Raw genomic sequence first — 14,784 nt, 5'->3', positions numbered from 1 at the left:
TCTTCGCTGCGGGCTACATGAAGCGCGCAAAAGGGTCTACCAGCGAGGCGATCGACACGGTGCCGGCCGCCCCACCCTCGTCACGCCGCGCCGATTCATGTCCTGCCGGCACGGGCACGGCGGGCAAGGGCTGCATGCGGCGGCCATACACGCGCTGCACGCGGTCGTCGAGCGTGGGGTGGGTATCCAGCCAGCGCTCCATGCGGCTGCGGCCGGGTACGTCCACCAGCAGCATGTGTTGCACGGCCGGGTGGGCCAAGCCAGTGTGGACGGGGTTCTCGGCATACCCGGCAGGTGTGTCGCGGCGCTGGGCCATGACCTTGCGCAGCACGCCACCCAGGCCATCGCGGCTGCGGGTCCATTGCACGGCGCGTGCGTCGGCCAGGTATTCGCGCTGTCGCGATACGGCGGCCTTGAGCATGCGGCCGGTGAGCCAGCCCGCAAAGCCCGCTACCATGATGGCCGAACCGAACCACCAGGCCAGGCCCCGGCGCTCGCGCATCGTGTCGCCAAAGTTGTAGACCAGCTCCAGCCCGAACACCATGCCCGCCAGGCGCATCTTCAGGCGCGTGTCGCCCTCGTGCAGATGGCTCAGCTCGTGCGCCACCATGCCCTGCATCTCTTCGCGGGTGAGGTAGTCCAGGGCGCCCTGCGTCACGGCAATGACGGCGTCGCTCTCGTCCCACCCGGCAGCGAACGCGTTAATGGCATCGGTGCGCGGCATGACCATGATCTGCGGGCGATCCATGTGCGCGGCAATGCACAGCTCGTCCACGATGTTGGACAGCCGCTGCTCGGCGTGCGACAGCGACGGGCGCAGCTCGCGCGCGCCCACACGTTGCGCCAGCTTGACACCGCCTGCGCGCAAGTTGGACGTCTCCACCCACCAGCCGCCCAGCACCAGCATCAGCGAGACCCCCACATTGGCGGCCAGAAAACCTTGTGGGAAGGGCAAGTGCACGGGCAGCACCGCCACCATCAGCCACCAGGCCAGCGCCAGGGCCGCATGCACGGCCGCCACCAGAACGACCACAGCGAAGGCAAAACCCAGCAGCAGGCGGCGCGTCTCGCTGCGCGCGTTGTGCTGGTGATCCCAGAACTTCATGGATGCGGCAATGGAAGGGTCAGAACTTCACCCGGGGCACGGCGCGCTCTTCGTCGGACTGCGTGGACGCCAGCATGGGCGCGGGCGCAAAACCCAGCAGGCGCGCGACGATGAGGTCCGGGAACTGCGCCGCCGCATCGTTGAACTCCAGCGCCTGATCGTTGTAGGCCTGGCGTGCAAAACCGAGGCGGTTTTCAGTGCTGGTGATTTCTTCGGACAGCGACTGCATGGTGGCGTCGGCCTTGAGTTCAGGGTAACTCTCGGCCACCACCATCAGGCGGCCCAAGCTGCCGCCGAGTACGCCCTCTGCCGCTGCCAGCGCGCCCATGGCGCTGGCGCTTTGCGGTGCGGCACGCACCGCTGCAGCCGCGCCCTGCGCCTGGCTGCGGGCCTTGATGACGGCCTCCAGCGTGGCGGCCTCATGCGCGAGATAACCACGCGCCACCTCCACCAAGTTGGGAATCAGGTCATACCGGCGCTTGAGCTGCACATCGATCTGGCCAAACGCGTTGGCAATGCGGTTGCGCAACTGCACCAGCCGGTTGTAGACCGCCACAGCCCACAACCCCACCGCGACCAGCACAACGACCACGACCCATGCAGTTGCCGACATACCCCACCTCCTGTATTTGTTGGAGGGAGCATCTTAGAGCCTGCGGAAGAAGCCTCGGGAAACCCGTAAGGGCGCCCTGCAAGGGCGCAAACGAGGGCCGCCTTGCGAGCTGGCTACACCCCTTTGTTGCGCATCCAGTCGGCCGTGCCCATGAAGCTTTCCTTCAGCCGCACACGCAGATCGGTGGGCACGCCGGTCTCGCCCATGGCCTGGTCCATGCAGGCCACCCACTGGTCGCGCTCCTTGATGCCGATGGCAAACGGCATGTGGCGCGCACGCAGGCGCGGGTGGCCAAACTGGTCGGTGTAGTACGAAGGCCCGCCCAGCCAGCCGCACAGAAACATGAACAGCTTTTGCCGGGCCTGGCCCAGGTCGCTGCCATGGGCGGCACGCAGCGCGGCGTAGCCGGGCTCCAGGTCCATCAGGTCGTAGAAGCGCTCGGTCAGGGCGCGCACGCGTTCTTCGCCGCCGATCCATTCAAAAGGGGTGGCGGCCACGGGGGCCTCTGCGGCGGAGGACGAGGGGGTGGATTCCATGGGGTTGGCAAAAAGAGGTTGCCAGGCGGTGTCGGGAAGCCTTGGATTATAGAAATCCGGGCCTTGTCATGCGCCTGCAGCGCGTGGGGGACAGCCGCGCATCGACACCCGTGGCCCTGTGCCCCGTTACTCCAACACCGCCCGCAGCTGCCGCGTGGTCACCGCCAGGCGCCGGGCGCCGATCTGGGCCAGGTTGTTCATCACCGTGAGGGCCGCCTCAGGATACTGCCGGGCCCAGGCGTCGAAATGCGCGCGCGACAACCGCACCAGGTGCGCCGGGCCACGTTCGGCGCCCGCGCAGGCGCTGCGGGCCGCACCGTTGAGGAAGGCCATCTCGCCAAACGCCATGCCCGGACCGACGGTGGCCAGACGCAAGCCCTTGTCGGGCGGCCATTGGGTCACCAGCGTGATGTGGCCGGACTTGACCACGAGGAGGTCATGGTCCGTGTCGCCCGCATGGAACACCACACCATGGGGTGCAACGGCCTGCGGCACCAGCAGTGCCTGCAAGGCCTCGGCCGCGGCCTTGGGCACGCCCTCGCCCACCTCGCCCAGCACATCCCGCTCGGGGTGCACGGGGCGCTGCTCGATGGGCCGCTGGGACAGGATGCCCACCTCGGCCCATTCCAGCGCCCGGTCCAGGTCGGCAAAGGCGCGCACATGCTCTCCGGCATGCTCGGCGGCCATGGGGTCCAGGGCTGCCACGGCTGCGGCGATGCCCTGCTGGTCCAGATCACGCACCAGCGCCCGCAGTTGGGCCATTGCCGTACTGTCCCACGCAGGCACACGGCCCGCGTCCAGAATGACCCAGCGATGGCGCGGAAGCAGCAGCATGCGCACCTGCTCGGCCAGATGGGCGGCCACCCCAAAAGACATAACGCCTTGCAGTTCAAACACGGCCACCTGGTTCATGCGCGGTGTCAGCCAGCTGTCCGACCCGGCACGGCGCAAGCGCCGCGAGCGCAGCTCGCCATCCAGACGCACGTGGCGCAGCACCGTGGCGGCAGAGTCGTGCAGCAGCACAAACGTGGCCACCACCAGGCCAGCCACCAGCGCCCCCACACCCCCCATCACGGCAAACACCAGCGCCACCAACCAGCTTTGCGCCCAGGTCACCCGCGACCGGCGGGCGTAGCCCAGCGACCACATGAGCCCCGGCACCTGCATCAGCCCCGCCAGCACCAGCCCCCCTGCCAGACAGGCCATGGGCACCCAGTGCAACCACCACGCTCCGGTGACCGCCACCCCCAGCATGATGGCGGCGTGCCAGCGCGGGGCATCGCGCGAGGCCCCCGCCTGCGCCAGCACGATGCGCGAACGCGAGGCGCTGGTGGATGCGGGAATCATGCCCACGAGCCCGCACAGTGCACCCAGCAGGCTCTCGCGGCGCAGGGCCAGGTTGGCGTTGCCGCGCAGGCCGTGGTCCAGCTCCAGCTCCTGGTTGAACACCAGAATCTCCAGGCTGTTGACCAGCGCCATCAGCACCGCCAACACCACCAGGGCCGAGCCCTGCTGCCGGGCCAGGGCCATCCAGGGAATGCCAGTCCAGTCGGGCAACATGGGCCAGGCAAACACGCTGGGCGGCACGGCTGGCACGAACACGCTGCCCAGCCCCACGCCCCATACCCCTGCCAGCGCCACGGCCAGTGCCACCACGGCCACCGCCGACAGCAGCCCCGGCATGCGGGGCCAGCGCCGGCGCAGCCCCCAGGCCAGCACCACCACGGCCAGCGCCGCCAGCAGGTGCCAGCCGGTGCGTGCGTCCCACAACGCATCAGCCCCCGCGCCAAAACCATTGCGCACCTGGCCTACCACCATCGACAAGCCCACACCGGCTGCAAACCCGTGTGTGACCGAGATGGGAAGAAACCGCGCCACCGACGCCAGCCGCAACACCCCCAGCAGCCACTGGAACACAAAGGCCAGAGCTACCGTGGCACCGCTGACCGCCAGCACCTGGCGCGCGCTCAGGCCCAGGCTGGGGGCTGCACCGTGGGCGGTTGCCAGCACGGCAGCAAACAGCAATGCCACCACCGTGGTCGGTGCATACACCACCCCGGCGCGGGGCGTCGCCAAGGTCAGCAGCAGGCCGGGTAACGCGGCCGACCACAACGCCAGCGCGGCCAGAGAATGTTCCCCCGCCAGCGGCGCAAATGCCAGCAGCCCCAGCCCCACGGCATGGGGCACGGTGACCGCCGCCGCCGACCACGCCGCCGCTGCGCCCGAGGGCTGCGGCGCTGACGGCCCGACCTCTGCCCCCGCCGAAGGCCCAGCACGGCGATGCAGCGCGGCAGTCACGGGTGCGGTCGGTGGCATGGAGGTGTCTAGCAAGCCCCGGGCATTGCGCGCCTACAGGCTACGCGCTGCAAAGGTGTCGCAGGTCTTGACACTGCCGCTTTGCAGGCCACTGTTGAACCAGCGCTGCCGCTGGGCGCTGGTGCCGTGCGTGAAGCTCTCGGGCACCACGGCGCCGCCGTTGGCCCGCTGCAGCGCGTCGTCACCAATCTTGGCGGCGGCGTTCATGGCTTCTTCCACATCGCCCTGCTCCAGGATCTGCCGGGCCTTCTGGGCGTGGTGGGCCCAGACCCCCGCAAAGCAGTCGGCCTGCAGTTCCAGCCGCACCGACAGCGCGTTGTATTCGACCTTGCTCACACGGCCCCGCATCTGGTCCACCTTGGCGCTGATGCCGAGCTGGTTCTGCACATGGTGGCCTACCTCGTGGGCAATCACGTAGGCCTGGGCAAAGTCGCCGGGGGCTCCCAAACGGGTCTTGAGGGTTTCGTAAAAGCCCAGGTCGATGTAGACCTTCTGGTCAGCCGGGCAATAGAACGGTCCCATCGCGGCCTGGCCTGTGCCACAGGCGGTGGGCGTGGCGCCCCGGAACAACACCAGCCGCGGGTCCTGGTAGCGACCGCCGCCCTGGCGGAACAACTCGCCCCACACGTCCTCCGTGTCCGCAAGCACCGTAGACACGAAACGTGCCATGGTGTCATCGGCCGGAGGCCTGTGGGCAGGGGTATGGGGCTGTGTCTGGACCTGGGGCGCCGGGCCGCCACCGCTGAGCAACCCCAGGATGGTCAAGGGGTTGATGCCCAGCACCCAGCCCCCCACCAGCGCGATCACGATGGTGCCAATGCCGATGCTGCGCCCACCAAACACCGGCGATCCACCGCCGCCGCCCTCGTCACGGCGGTCTTCCACGTTGTCGGACTCGCGATTGCCTTCCCATCTCATTGCATCTCTCCAGCGCCCTCACGGCGGGGCGGCCAAGCCTGCATGTTACGCGCCGGGACGGCCCCGGCGTGGACGATTTACGATGTGTTCCACCCCGCTTCAGCCCGCCTTTCATGACATCCATGGCCCCTGACACCCCCCACAGCACGCCCCCGGCCGGCCCGGCCATCCTGCTGACTGGTTTTGACCCGTTTGGCGGCGGCGCACACAACCCCAGCTGGCTGATTGCGCAAGCGCTGCACGGCCAGCGCATTGCAGGGCACCATGTGGTGGCCGCGCAGTTGCCCACGGTGTTCGGGCAGTCGTTGCAGCGGCTGCAGTCGCTGCTGCAGGAGCACCAGCCTGCCATCACGCTGTGCCTGGGCCTGGCCGGCGGGCGGGCAGCGCTGTCCATCGAGCGCATTGGCATCAACATCAACGATGCGCGTATCCCCGACAACTGCGGCGCCCAGCCCATCGACACCCCGGTGCAGGCCGGCGGGCCCGCCGCCTACTTTGCCAGCCTGCCCATCAAGGCCATGCTGCGTGGCGTGCAGCGGGCAGGCGTGCCCTGCGAGGTATCGCAGACCGCAGGCACCTTTGTCTGCAACCATGTGCTGTACGGGCTGATGCACTTGCTGGCGCAGGGCGCTGCCCCCCAGGGAGCGCGTGGCGGCTTTGTGCATGTGCCCTGGCTCAGCGGCCAGGGCGAGCCCCACTTGCCCCTGCGCGACATGGTGCGCGGCATCCATGCGGCCCTCTGGGCCGCAATGCTGGCCCCGCAGGACATCGCGCTGCAGGCAGGGGCCACGCATTGATGAGAATTACCGCGTACAGCAAACCTGAGCCGAGACCGCCCTGCCCTGTGGTCCCGTACCCGGCGTCGGTGAGGGGTTCTCCGCTCCCAAGCAGCCTGCACGCTGTGTAAAGTCCGCGCATGCCTTTTGTCCCCTCTTTCGCATCCTATGGCCTGCTGGACGCGGCCGCCACCGCCGAGCGCTTGCCCTGGTCCGCACTGGCCGATGAAATAGCCGCCTTGCTGCAGGACAACAGCGTGGTGGTACCCCAGCGGGCCGTGCTGCCGCTGGCACAAGGCGGCAGCCTGTTTGTGATGCCCGCGACGGATCAGACTGTGGCCATGACCAAGCTCATCACCCTGACCCCGGGCAATGCAGGCACCGGGCGCCCGTCGATCCAGGGCGATGTGGTGGTGTTTGACATCGCCACGGGGGAGCGCCGGCTGGTGCTTCATGGTCCCACCGTCACCGCACGGCGCACCGCCGCAGCGTCGCTGCTGGCCGCCCAGCGGCTGGCGCAGGTGCCACAAGGGCCTTTGCTCATCGTAGGCGCAGGGGTGCAGGGCCTGGCGCACGCCGAGGCCTTCATCCACGGCCTCGGCGTGCGCGAGGTGTGGATTACCTCCCGCAGCCGCGCCAGCGCCGAGGCCCTCGCGGCGCAAGTGCAAGCGCTGGGCGCCCAGGCTCGGGTGGTGCCCGACGCCGATGCTGCCATGCCACATTGCCCGCTGATCGCCACCTGCACCACCGGCAAGGCCGTGGTGCTGAGCGCCCCGCCCCGGCCCGACACGTTCATCGCAGCGGTCGGCGCCTTCACGCCCGCCATGGTGGAGCTGGCCCCGGGCCTGTGCCAGCACATCGCGCAGCACGGGCGCATCGTGGTGGACACCAGCGATGCGCTGCACGAAGCAGGCGATCTGCTGCAGGCAGGCCTGCATGTGGCGGCGCTGCCCACACTGGGCGATGTGGTGCGTGACCACCGCAATGCGGCGCTGAAGCACCCACCGGGCCCGGTGCTGTTCAAAAGCTGCGGCTGGGCTGGCTGGGACCTGGCGGCCGCCCGGCTGGCGCTGCGCCATGCCAGCCCGGCCCTGGCAGCGATGGACTCCGTGACCGCAACGCCTGCATGATGTTCATCACCCGCTTTTCAGACCACAGCCTGCGCATGCAGATTGCGCTGGTGTTCGGCGCGCTGGTGGTGGGCTTGTCGGTGTTGCTGTCGCTGGGGTTCGGCGAACTGCTCAAGCACCGCATCCAGCGCGATGCAGGCAACTCGTTGCAGGTGGTGGCCGAAAACGCCGGCAAGCTCTTGGCCCTGGGCCTCATGCAGCGCAGCCTGGAGGCCGAGGTGATGGCCAGTGCCGAAGTGGTCTGGTCCAAGGGGCTCGACTCTGCCGAAGCCCAACACATGCTAGCCCGCAGCCAGGCCATGCAACCCACCAATGTGTGGATTGGCGTGGCCGACGCGCAAGGCGTGGTGCGCAATGCCACGAACGGCCTGCTGGTGGGGCAGAGCGTGGCGCAGCGCCCCTGGTTTCAGCACGGCCTGCAAGGAGTGCATGTGGGCGACGTGCATGCAGCACAGTTGCTCGAATCCCTGCTGCCTCCCACCGCGACGGGCGAGCCGCACCGTTTTGTGGACTTTGCCGCCCCCATCCGCATCGGCCCCACCACCGTGGGCGTATTCGCCATCCACGGCAGCTGGCAATGGACCCGCGAGGTGCTCGAAAGCCTCACGCCCGCTTCGTCTGACGAGAGCGCGCTGGAACTGTTCATCTTTGACCGGCAAGGCACCCTGATCTTTGCCCCCGGCGGGCGGACCGAGGTGATGCGGGCCGCCGGGCAGCGGCTGCCCGAGGGCATTCAGATCAACAACAACCGCGACGGCGGCGGCAGCACGCAGACCACCGTGGCACGGTGGCAGGACGGCAAACGCTACCTGACCGCAGCCACGCAGCTGCAACCACGCAATGCCGCCAGCGACCTGGGCTGGCGCATCGTGGCGCGCCAACCCGTGGAGCTGGCTTTTGCCGAGGCCGACGACACCGTGCAGCTGGCGCTCGCCATCGGTCTGGTTGCCGCGCTGTTCGCCTCGGCCCTGGCCTGGCTGGCCGCCCGGCGCCTGAGCGTGGACCTGTATGCGCTGGCCGATGCCGCCAGCGCGGTGGAGGCAGGCCGCCCGGGCAGTGACATACCGGCCATGCAGAGCAGCCGCGAAGTGCAGCAGCTCTCGCAGTCTCTGGGCCGCATGACGCACCACTTGGTGGCCGCCCGTGAAGCCATGGAAGAAAAGGTGCGGCTGCGCACGCTGGAACTGGAAGCCGCCAACCGCGCCCTGGACCTGCAGGCGCGCACCGACGCGCTCACCGGTCTGCTGAACCGGCGCGGCTTCGAGACACAAATGGCCTTTGCCGTGGCGCTGGCGCGGCGCAGCAGCCGTCCGTTGAGCCTGATCACCGTGGACGTGGACCACTTCAAGCGGGTGAACGACACCTACGGACACGAGGCGGGGGACGAGGTGCTGCGGCGCCTGGCGCGCACGCTGGAGTCCCGCCTGCGGGGCTCGGATGTGGTGGCCCGGCTGGGGGGCGAGGAGTTTGTGGCGCTGTTGCCCGACACCGACCTGAACGGCGCTCAATCGATTGCACAAGCCCTGGTCACGGCCATGGCGGAGCAGCAGGACCCGGTGGTGGGGACGATCACCGTCAGCGCGGGCGTGGCCACGATGCGCGGCGCGGAAGACAACGGTGCCGCCATGCTGCGGCGGGGCGACGCGGCGCTCTACGAGGCCAAGGGGCAGGGACGCAACCGGGTTTGCGTGGAAGCTTGAGCGGACGTCAGAGCCTTACGAAAACAAGCACCCTGTCAGTGCCCGCTGGATACTGCCCCCGCCTCCAGCACTGGGGCATCGAAGTACGGCCGCAGCTGGCCCGCCAGTTCCTGCAAGCTGGCATCCGGCCCCTGGGCTGCCAGCGCCAGCCGCTCCAGCGCGTAAGGCCGGTGGCCCAGCATCATTGACATGTTCACGCAATGGCCTTGCGCGGCCATGCGCAGCACGAAGTCGTTGAGGAGTTCACAAGGCCAATAGGTGGGGGGGTGGGTGTGGTGGGCGTGACAGCCTGCATCTGCAGGGTCCGGCGCCGTATCAGCCGACTGAAACGCTGAGGCCACCGGCGAAGCGGCTGGCGCTTTGGCTTTGGCGGCGACCGCAGCGCCCTGCGCAGGTGCCAGGGCACGGACGGGCGCAAAGAAAAAACTTGAGGCAACAGCGGACATCAGCATGGTGAGGCTCCATCAGCCCCCATCTCCCGGGAGGCATGTCACCGATGCTAAAAAACTTACCGATGCTTGCATTTCAGCCAAGGCGCATGGCGTTTGTAGGACACCGCCCCTGCCCACAGGGCGGGTACCCAGCGCGCCGCCGAGGCTGTCAGGCCTTGGGCAGCGTCACGCCTACCTGGCCCTGGTACTTGCCGCCCCGGTCGCGGTAGCTGACTTCGCACACGTCGTCCTTGTCGCTTTCGAAGAACAGCACCTGGGCACAGCCTTCGCCGGCATAGATGCGTGCGGGCAACGGCGTGGTGTTGCTGAACTCCAGCGTCACATACCCTTCCCACTCGGGCTCGAACGGGGTCACGTTGACGATGATGCCGCAGCGCGCGTAGGTGCTTTTGCCCAGGCAGATGGTGAGCACGTTGCGCGGGATGCGGAAGTATTCGACCGTGCGGGCCAGCGCAAAGCTGTTGGGCGGGATGATGCAGCTGTCGCCTTCGAAATCGACAAAGCTCTTTTCATCGAAGTTCTTCGGGTCCACCACGGTGCTGTGGATGTTGGTGAACACCTTGAATTCGGGCGCGCAACGGATGTCATAGCCGTAGCTGCTGGTGCCGTAGCTGATGATCTTGCGGCCTTCGACCTCACGCACCTGACCGGGCTCGAAGGGCTCGATCATTCCGTGCTCGGCCGCCATGCGGCGGATCCATTTGTCGCTCTTGATGCTCATAGCAGAACTCCCTGCGCTGTGGCCCGCACAGTGGTGGTCTGCCGGGCGCTATTAAATACGTAGCTGGTAGCGCATGAATATCAAGCGCTGGAGCCGTATTTTGCTTGAGAAATCACCGTTTGCTGCACCACGCGGTCGTCACCGAGCACGATCAGCGCAAACAAAAGCTCATCCAGGTTGCGCGCCTGGCGCGTCTTGCGCGCCAAAAGCGGCGTGGCCTCGGGGTTCAGCACCACAAAATCAGCCTCGCAGCCCGGCTGCAGATTTCCCACCACACCGGCCAGGCCCAGCGCCTTTGCAGCACCGGCGGTGTGTTGCCACCACAGTTGCTGGGGGGACAGGCTCAGGCCCTGCTTGGTCTGCCCCTCCCGCCCCACGTAGTACGCGGCCAGCATGGTGTGGAACGGGCTGAAGCTGGTGCCCCCGCCCACATCGCTGGCCAGGCCGTAGCCGAAGCCCACCCGGTCGGCCCCCGCGTAGTCGAAGAACCCGCTGCCCAGAAAGAGGTTGCTGGTGGGGCTGACCGCCGCCACCGCGCCGGTGTCGCGCATCAGCGCGCGGTCGTCGTCATCGAAGTGGATGCAGTGCGCATACACCGCACGTTCGCGCATCAGGCCAAAGTCGTCGTACACGCCCAGGTAGCTGCGCGCGGCGGGGAACAGCTCGCGCGCCCAGCGGATCTCGTCGCGGTTCTCGGCCACGTGGGACTGGATCCACACATCGGGGTAGCGCTCAGCCAGCTCGCCCGCGCCGCGCAATTGCGCATGGGTGCTGGTGGGCGCAAAGCGGGGGGTGATCGCATAGCCGAGCCGGTCCACGCCGTGCCAGCGCCGGATGAGCGCTTCGGTGTCGATCAGGCTCTGCTCGGTGTCGTCGCGCACGCCGTCGGGCGAGTGGCGGTCCTGCAGCACCTTGCCGGTGATGAGGCGCATCTGCTGCCGTTGGGCCTCGGTGAACAGTGCATCCACCGACGCGGGGTGAGACGTCGAAAACGCCAGGGCTGTGGTCACGCCATTGCGCAGCAGTTCGGCCACAAAAAATTCGGCCACCTGGGCGCTGTAGCCGGGGTCAACAAACCGCGACTCGTGGGGAAAGGTGTAGTTCTCCAGCCAGGGCAGCAAGCCATCGGCGGGCGAGCCGATCACGTCCGTCTGCGGAAAGTGGATGTGCATGTCCACAAACCCTGGGGCCAGAATGCGCCCCGGCAAATGCACCACCGGCTCTCCGGCGAACTGGGGCGCGAGGGTCTGCCAGGCACCGGCTGCCAGCACCCGCTGGCGGCCCTGGGCATCCGGGCAGATGGCCAGCAGGCCATCTTCGTCATAGAGGGCGCGGCCGTCGTCGGCAAAGCGCAAAAGGGCGGAACGGTAAACAGGCATGGCGGCAAGCTTAGCGGCAGGGGGCTCCGTTTGTATATGCAGCACCCCATAGTGGCTATGGGGTTCAGGGAGCACCGAGCAGTGACAACGATGGGCGACACGCCCGACCGGCTTAGCGGGACACCTTGCCCACCACGCCTTCCACCAGCCAGTTCATCTGCAAAATTTGTGCATCCGACAGCGCCTGGCCTGCGGCGATCCGCTCCTGCCCCTCGTTGTCGCGCACCGGCGCCTTGCCTGCGCGGAAGGGCTGCAGCTTGCCCGCACCCACGGCCTTCTGCGCATTGAGCACCTCTTGCTGGACGGCCGCTGGCACCCGGGTACCAAAGTCGCCGACGCGGATCATGCCCTCGCGCACGCCGCCCCACAGGTTGGCACTTTTCCAGGTGCCGTTTTGCACAGCGCGCACGCGCTCGGTGTAGTAGGCGCCCCACTGGTGCGTCACGGCCACGATCTGGGCGTCCGGCCCGGTCTTGCGCATGTCGGAGTGGTAGGCCACGGCCATCTTGCCGCGCTCTTGCGCAGCCGCCATCACGGCGGTGGAGCCCGTATGGAAAGCGATCACATCCACGTCCTGGTTGAACAGCGCCATGGCGGCGTCGCGCTCCTTGGGCGGGTCGAACCACACGTTGAGCCACACCACCTTGACGGCGGCCTGGGGGTTGACCGAGCGCATGCCCAGCGTGAATGCGTTGATGCCCTGCAGCACTTCCGGGATGGGAAACCCAGCCACGAACCCGGCCACGCCGGTCTTGCTCATGCGGCCCGCAGCAATGCCCGCGAGATAGCGACCCTCGTAATAGCGCGCATTGGCGGCAGCCACATTGGGGGTGGTCTTGTAGCCGGTGATGGACTCGAACTTCACCTGCGGATAGTCCTGCGCCACCTTGAGCGTGGGCTCCATGTAGCCAAAGCTGGGGGTGAAGATGATCTGGTGGCCGGTGGAGGCCAGGTCGCGGATCACGCGCTCGGCATCGGCCCCTTCAGCCACGTTCTCGACAAACGTGGTCTTGACGTGGTTGCCCAGCGCGGCCTCGACGGCCTTGCGGCCTTCGTCGTGCTGGCGCGTCCAGCCTGCCTCGGTGATGGGCGAGACATAGACAAAACCGGCTTTGACCGGCTCGGTCACACTGCCCTTTGCGGGCGCGGTCTGGGAAAAGACGGGGGAGAAAAAACAGGCGGCCACGAGCGTGGCAGCGAGGTTTTTGTACATGGTGTTCCTCTACATGGCCCTGATGGAATGGACCGGAGGCACCGCAGGACGACGGTGCCACCGGGACGGTCAGACTGTGCGAAAACTACATGGAGCGATGCTGCAAAGACTGCCGGGGTAAAAAAACGAGTTCAAGCGCTGGCGAAGCACTGCGACAACGCGCAAAACCCCGCCATCAAATTCAGTTCAGCCGCAGCGCCTGCGAGCCTGCGCCCAGGCGGAAAGCACCCACCACTTCGGCCAGGCGCGAAGCCTGGTCTTTCAGGCTTTCGGCGGCGGCGGTGGACTCTTCCACCAGGGCTGCATTTTGCTGGGTCATCTGGTCCAGCTGGGTCACGGCCACATTCACCTGGCCAATGCCCTGGCTCTGCTCCGAAGCGGCTGCACTGATCTCGCCAATGATGTCGGTCACGCGCCGCACCGAGCTCACGATCTCGCCCATGGTGGTGCCAGCGTTCTGCACCAGCGCAGCACCCGACTCGACCTTTTCCACGGACACGCCGATCAGCGTCTTGATTTCCTTGGCCGCCTGGGCCGAGCGCTGGGCCAACGAGCGCACTTCGCTGGCCACCACAGCAAAGCCACGGCCCTGCTCGCCCGCACGGGCGGCTTCCACGGCGGCGTTGAGGGCCAGGATGTTGGTCTGGAAGGCGATGCCGTCGATGGTGCCGATGATGTCGGCAATCTTCTTGCTGCTGGTGTTGATCTCGTCCATGGTGGTCACCACCTGGGCCACCACATCGCCACCGCGCTGGGCCACCTGCGCCGCAGACACGGCCAGCTGGTTGGCCTGCACGGCCGAATCAGCGCTCTGGCGCACGGTGCTGGTCAGCTCTTCCATGGAGCTGGCGGTCTCCTGCAGGCTGCTGGCCGTCTGCTCGGTGCGTGCGCTCAGGTCCTGGTTGCCAATCGCGATCTGGGTGCTGGCGGTGGAGATGCTGTCCACCACGCCCCGCACTTGCTGCAGCGAACGGTGCAGCGCACTGCGCATGGCATCCAGTGCGCGCAGCAGGTGCCCGGTTTCATCGTTGGCATAGCTCGCCTGGGGAGCCCCCGTCAGGTCCATGTTGGCGATGGTCTCGGCAATGGCCTCGGCCTGGCGCAGCGGGCGCGTGATGCTGGTGGTCAGCAGCCAGGCCAACAAGGCGCCCAGCAGCAGCGACACGCCGGTGCAGATTTGCAGCAGCAGTGTGGTCTGCGCACGCAGCTCTTCGCTGCGCTTGCCGGCTGCATCCAGCTCGGCGCGCTGGCCGTCCACCATCTGCTGCACACCTGCCAGATAACTGCGCGAGGTGGGCTCAAAACGCTCGGTGAACACCTTGTTGGCGTTCTCGGCATCACCCGCCTGCTTGAACTTGCTCACCTCCTCGCGGGCCGCCAAATAGTCCTTGCGCAGCTCACCAACCTTTGCAAACAGCTGCTTCTTCTCCGGCGTGTCCATCTTGGACTCGATGAACTTCTGCAGCTCATTGGTTTCACGGATCGACGCCGCCGTGGCAGGCGCAAAGTAGGGGATCAGGCTGGCGTCACTGCTCTTGGCAATGGCCGCTGCACGCTGCACCCCCGATGTGGTGTGGCGCAGCCAGTCCGAGCCAGCACGCTCGGTCTTGATGTTGTCGTTGACCATGGCGTCGATCTCTCGGCCCAGCTGGCTGAGCTTGACCACAGCCACCACGCTGCTGGCAAAAAACAACGCCAGGATCAGGCCGAGCACCAGCGTGAGGCGCTTGCCAATGGAAATTTGACTGAGAAACATGGAAGGCTCCAAAAAAGGGGGCAACACGGCACCCGTGCACTCCGCAAAGAAACTGTTCAAGGTCTCAAGGGGCGCAGGGTAAGGGCCATGGTGGTGGATCACCCCGTGGGCCTGGGCCGGACGCAATTCGAACGAATGCTTACTATTTTAAGGGTTTACCCAGATCAGT

At 67.2% G+C, this 14,784-nt stretch carries 13 protein-coding genes; 3 read left to right on the top strand and 10 right to left on the bottom strand.

Annotated features, from left to right (window positions below; genetic code table 11):
• Window positions 1-13: 13 nt before the first annotated feature.
• The 5 genes from ACOYR4_RS06025 to ypfJ all read right to left on the bottom strand — a co-directional run bounded on the left by ACOYR4_RS06025 (window position 14) and on the right by ypfJ (window position 5,488).
• Window positions 14-1,105 carry a M48 family metalloprotease gene (locus tag ACOYR4_RS06025; RefSeq protein WP_209817319.1) on the bottom strand — a complete coding sequence of 364 codons (1,092 nt, stop codon included), beginning with the start codon at window positions 1,103-1,105 and terminating at the stop codon, window positions 14-16.
• Between the two features lie 19 nt (window positions 1,106-1,124).
• A complete protein-coding gene (locus tag ACOYR4_RS06020) occupies window positions 1,125-1,718 on the bottom strand; it encodes a LemA family protein (RefSeq protein WP_060986627.1) in 594 nt (197 codons plus the stop codon).
• A 113-nt stretch (window positions 1,719-1,831) separates the two neighbouring features.
• On the bottom strand, window positions 1,832-2,254 hold the full coding sequence (locus ACOYR4_RS06015; RefSeq protein WP_422848946.1) for a group II truncated hemoglobin: 423 nt from the start codon (window positions 2,252-2,254) through the stop codon (window positions 1,832-1,834).
• A 126-nt stretch (window positions 2,255-2,380) separates the two neighbouring features.
• Entirely contained in the window at window positions 2,381-4,570 is a 2,190-nt protein-coding gene (locus ACOYR4_RS06010; RefSeq protein WP_209817321.1) for a SulP family inorganic anion transporter, read from the bottom strand.
• 33 nt (window positions 4,571-4,603) lie between these two features.
• A complete protein-coding gene (gene ypfJ / locus ACOYR4_RS06005; RefSeq protein ID WP_422848945.1) occupies window positions 4,604-5,488 on the bottom strand; it encodes a KPN_02809 family neutral zinc metallopeptidase in 885 nt (294 codons plus the stop codon).
• A gap of 122 nt (window positions 5,489-5,610) precedes the next feature.
• On the opposite strand from ypfJ, the gene pcp reads away from it, so the two are divergent.
• The 3 genes from pcp to ACOYR4_RS05990 all read left to right on the top strand — a co-directional run bounded on the left by pcp (window position 5,611) and on the right by ACOYR4_RS05990 (window position 9,094).
• A complete protein-coding gene (gene pcp, locus ACOYR4_RS06000; RefSeq protein ID WP_422848944.1) occupies window positions 5,611-6,285 on the top strand; it encodes a pyroglutamyl-peptidase I in 675 nt (224 codons plus the stop codon).
• 119 nt (window positions 6,286-6,404) lie between these two features.
• Entirely contained in the window at window positions 6,405-7,394 is a 990-nt protein-coding gene (locus ACOYR4_RS05995; RefSeq protein WP_422848943.1) for a delta(1)-pyrroline-2-carboxylate reductase family protein, read from the top strand.
• On the top strand, window positions 7,391-9,094 hold the full coding sequence (locus ACOYR4_RS05990; protein WP_422848942.1) for a sensor domain-containing diguanylate cyclase: 1,704 nt from the start codon (window positions 7,391-7,393) through the stop codon (window positions 9,092-9,094). The genes ACOYR4_RS05995 and ACOYR4_RS05990 overlap by 4 nt, the downstream gene beginning before the upstream one ends.
• A 35-nt stretch (window positions 9,095-9,129) precedes the next feature.
• Here ACOYR4_RS05990 and ACOYR4_RS05985 read toward each other — a convergent pair whose 3' ends face one another.
• From ACOYR4_RS05985 to ACOYR4_RS05965, 5 genes are all read right to left on the bottom strand, one after another.
• Window positions 9,130-9,546, bottom strand: a complete 417-nt coding sequence (locus ACOYR4_RS05985; protein ID WP_422848941.1) for a hypothetical protein — start codon at window positions 9,544-9,546, stop codon at window positions 9,130-9,132.
• A gap of 148 nt (window positions 9,547-9,694) precedes the next feature.
• On the bottom strand, window positions 9,695-10,267 hold the full coding sequence (gene dcd, locus ACOYR4_RS05980; protein WP_015012892.1) for a dCTP deaminase: 573 nt from the start codon (window positions 10,265-10,267) through the stop codon (window positions 9,695-9,697).
• A gap of 80 nt (window positions 10,268-10,347) precedes the next feature.
• A complete protein-coding gene (guaD, locus tag ACOYR4_RS05975; protein ID WP_295943478.1) occupies window positions 10,348-11,646 on the bottom strand; it encodes a guanine deaminase in 1,299 nt (432 codons plus the stop codon).
• A 112-nt stretch (window positions 11,647-11,758) separates the two neighbouring features.
• Complete coding sequence (locus ACOYR4_RS05970; RefSeq protein ID WP_295943481.1) at window positions 11,759-12,859, bottom strand: BMP family ABC transporter substrate-binding protein; 1,101 nt, start codon at window positions 12,857-12,859, stop codon at window positions 11,759-11,761.
• A gap of 181 nt (window positions 12,860-13,040) precedes the next feature.
• Complete coding sequence (locus ACOYR4_RS05965) at window positions 13,041-14,615, bottom strand: methyl-accepting chemotaxis protein (RefSeq protein WP_295943483.1); 1,575 nt, start codon at window positions 14,613-14,615, stop codon at window positions 13,041-13,043.
• Window positions 14,616-14,784: the final 169 nt, after the last annotated feature.

It is taken from the genome of Acidovorax sp. M14, from assembly GCF_049331375.1.
Taxonomy (GTDB): domain Bacteria; phylum Pseudomonadota; class Gammaproteobacteria; order Burkholderiales; family Burkholderiaceae_C; genus Acidovorax.
Note: the sequence above shows the minus strand (reverse complement) of the source record. Positions and strands in the feature narration are given on the sequence as shown.

Bases quoted from the DNA above. Each gene is read 5' to 3' on its own strand.
- ACOYR4_RS06015 (WP_422848946.1), bottom strand. From the start codon at position 2,254: ATGGAATCCACCCCCTCGTCCTCCGCCGCAGAGGCCCCCGTGGCCGCC.
- guaD (WP_295943478.1), bottom strand. From the start codon at position 11,646: ATGCCTGTTTACCGTTCCGCCCTTTTGCGCTTTGCCGACGACGGCCGC.
- ACOYR4_RS06020 (WP_060986627.1), bottom strand. From the start codon at position 1,718: ATGTCGGCAACTGCATGGGTCGTGGTCGTTGTGCTGGTCGCGGTGGGG.
- ACOYR4_RS06010 (WP_209817321.1), bottom strand. From the start codon at position 4,570: ATGCCACCGACCGCACCCGTGACTGCCGCGCTGCATCGCCGTGCTGGG.
- ACOYR4_RS05995 (WP_422848943.1), top strand. From the start codon at position 6,405: ATGCCTTTTGTCCCCTCTTTCGCATCCTATGGCCTGCTGGACGCGGCC.
- ACOYR4_RS06025 (WP_209817319.1), bottom strand. From the start codon at position 1,105: ATGAAGTTCTGGGATCACCAGCACAACGCGCGCAGCGAGACGCGCCGC.
- pcp (WP_422848944.1), top strand. From the start codon at position 5,611: ATGGCCCCTGACACCCCCCACAGCACGCCCCCGGCCGGCCCGGCCATC.
- ACOYR4_RS05985 (WP_422848941.1), bottom strand. From the start codon at position 9,546: ATGCTGATGTCCGCTGTTGCCTCAAGTTTTTTCTTTGCGCCCGTCCGT.
- ACOYR4_RS05965 (WP_295943483.1), bottom strand. From the start codon at position 14,615: ATGTTTCTCAGTCAAATTTCCATTGGCAAGCGCCTCACGCTGGTGCTC.
- dcd (WP_015012892.1), bottom strand. From the start codon at position 10,267: ATGAGCATCAAGAGCGACAAATGGATCCGCCGCATGGCGGCCGAGCAC.
- ACOYR4_RS05990 (WP_422848942.1), top strand. From the start codon at position 7,391: ATGATGTTCATCACCCGCTTTTCAGACCACAGCCTGCGCATGCAGATT.
- ypfJ (WP_422848945.1), bottom strand. From the start codon at position 5,488: ATGAGATGGGAAGGCAATCGCGAGTCCGACAACGTGGAAGACCGCCGT.
- ACOYR4_RS05970 (WP_295943481.1), bottom strand. From the start codon at position 12,859: ATGTACAAAAACCTCGCTGCCACGCTCGTGGCCGCCTGTTTTTTCTCC.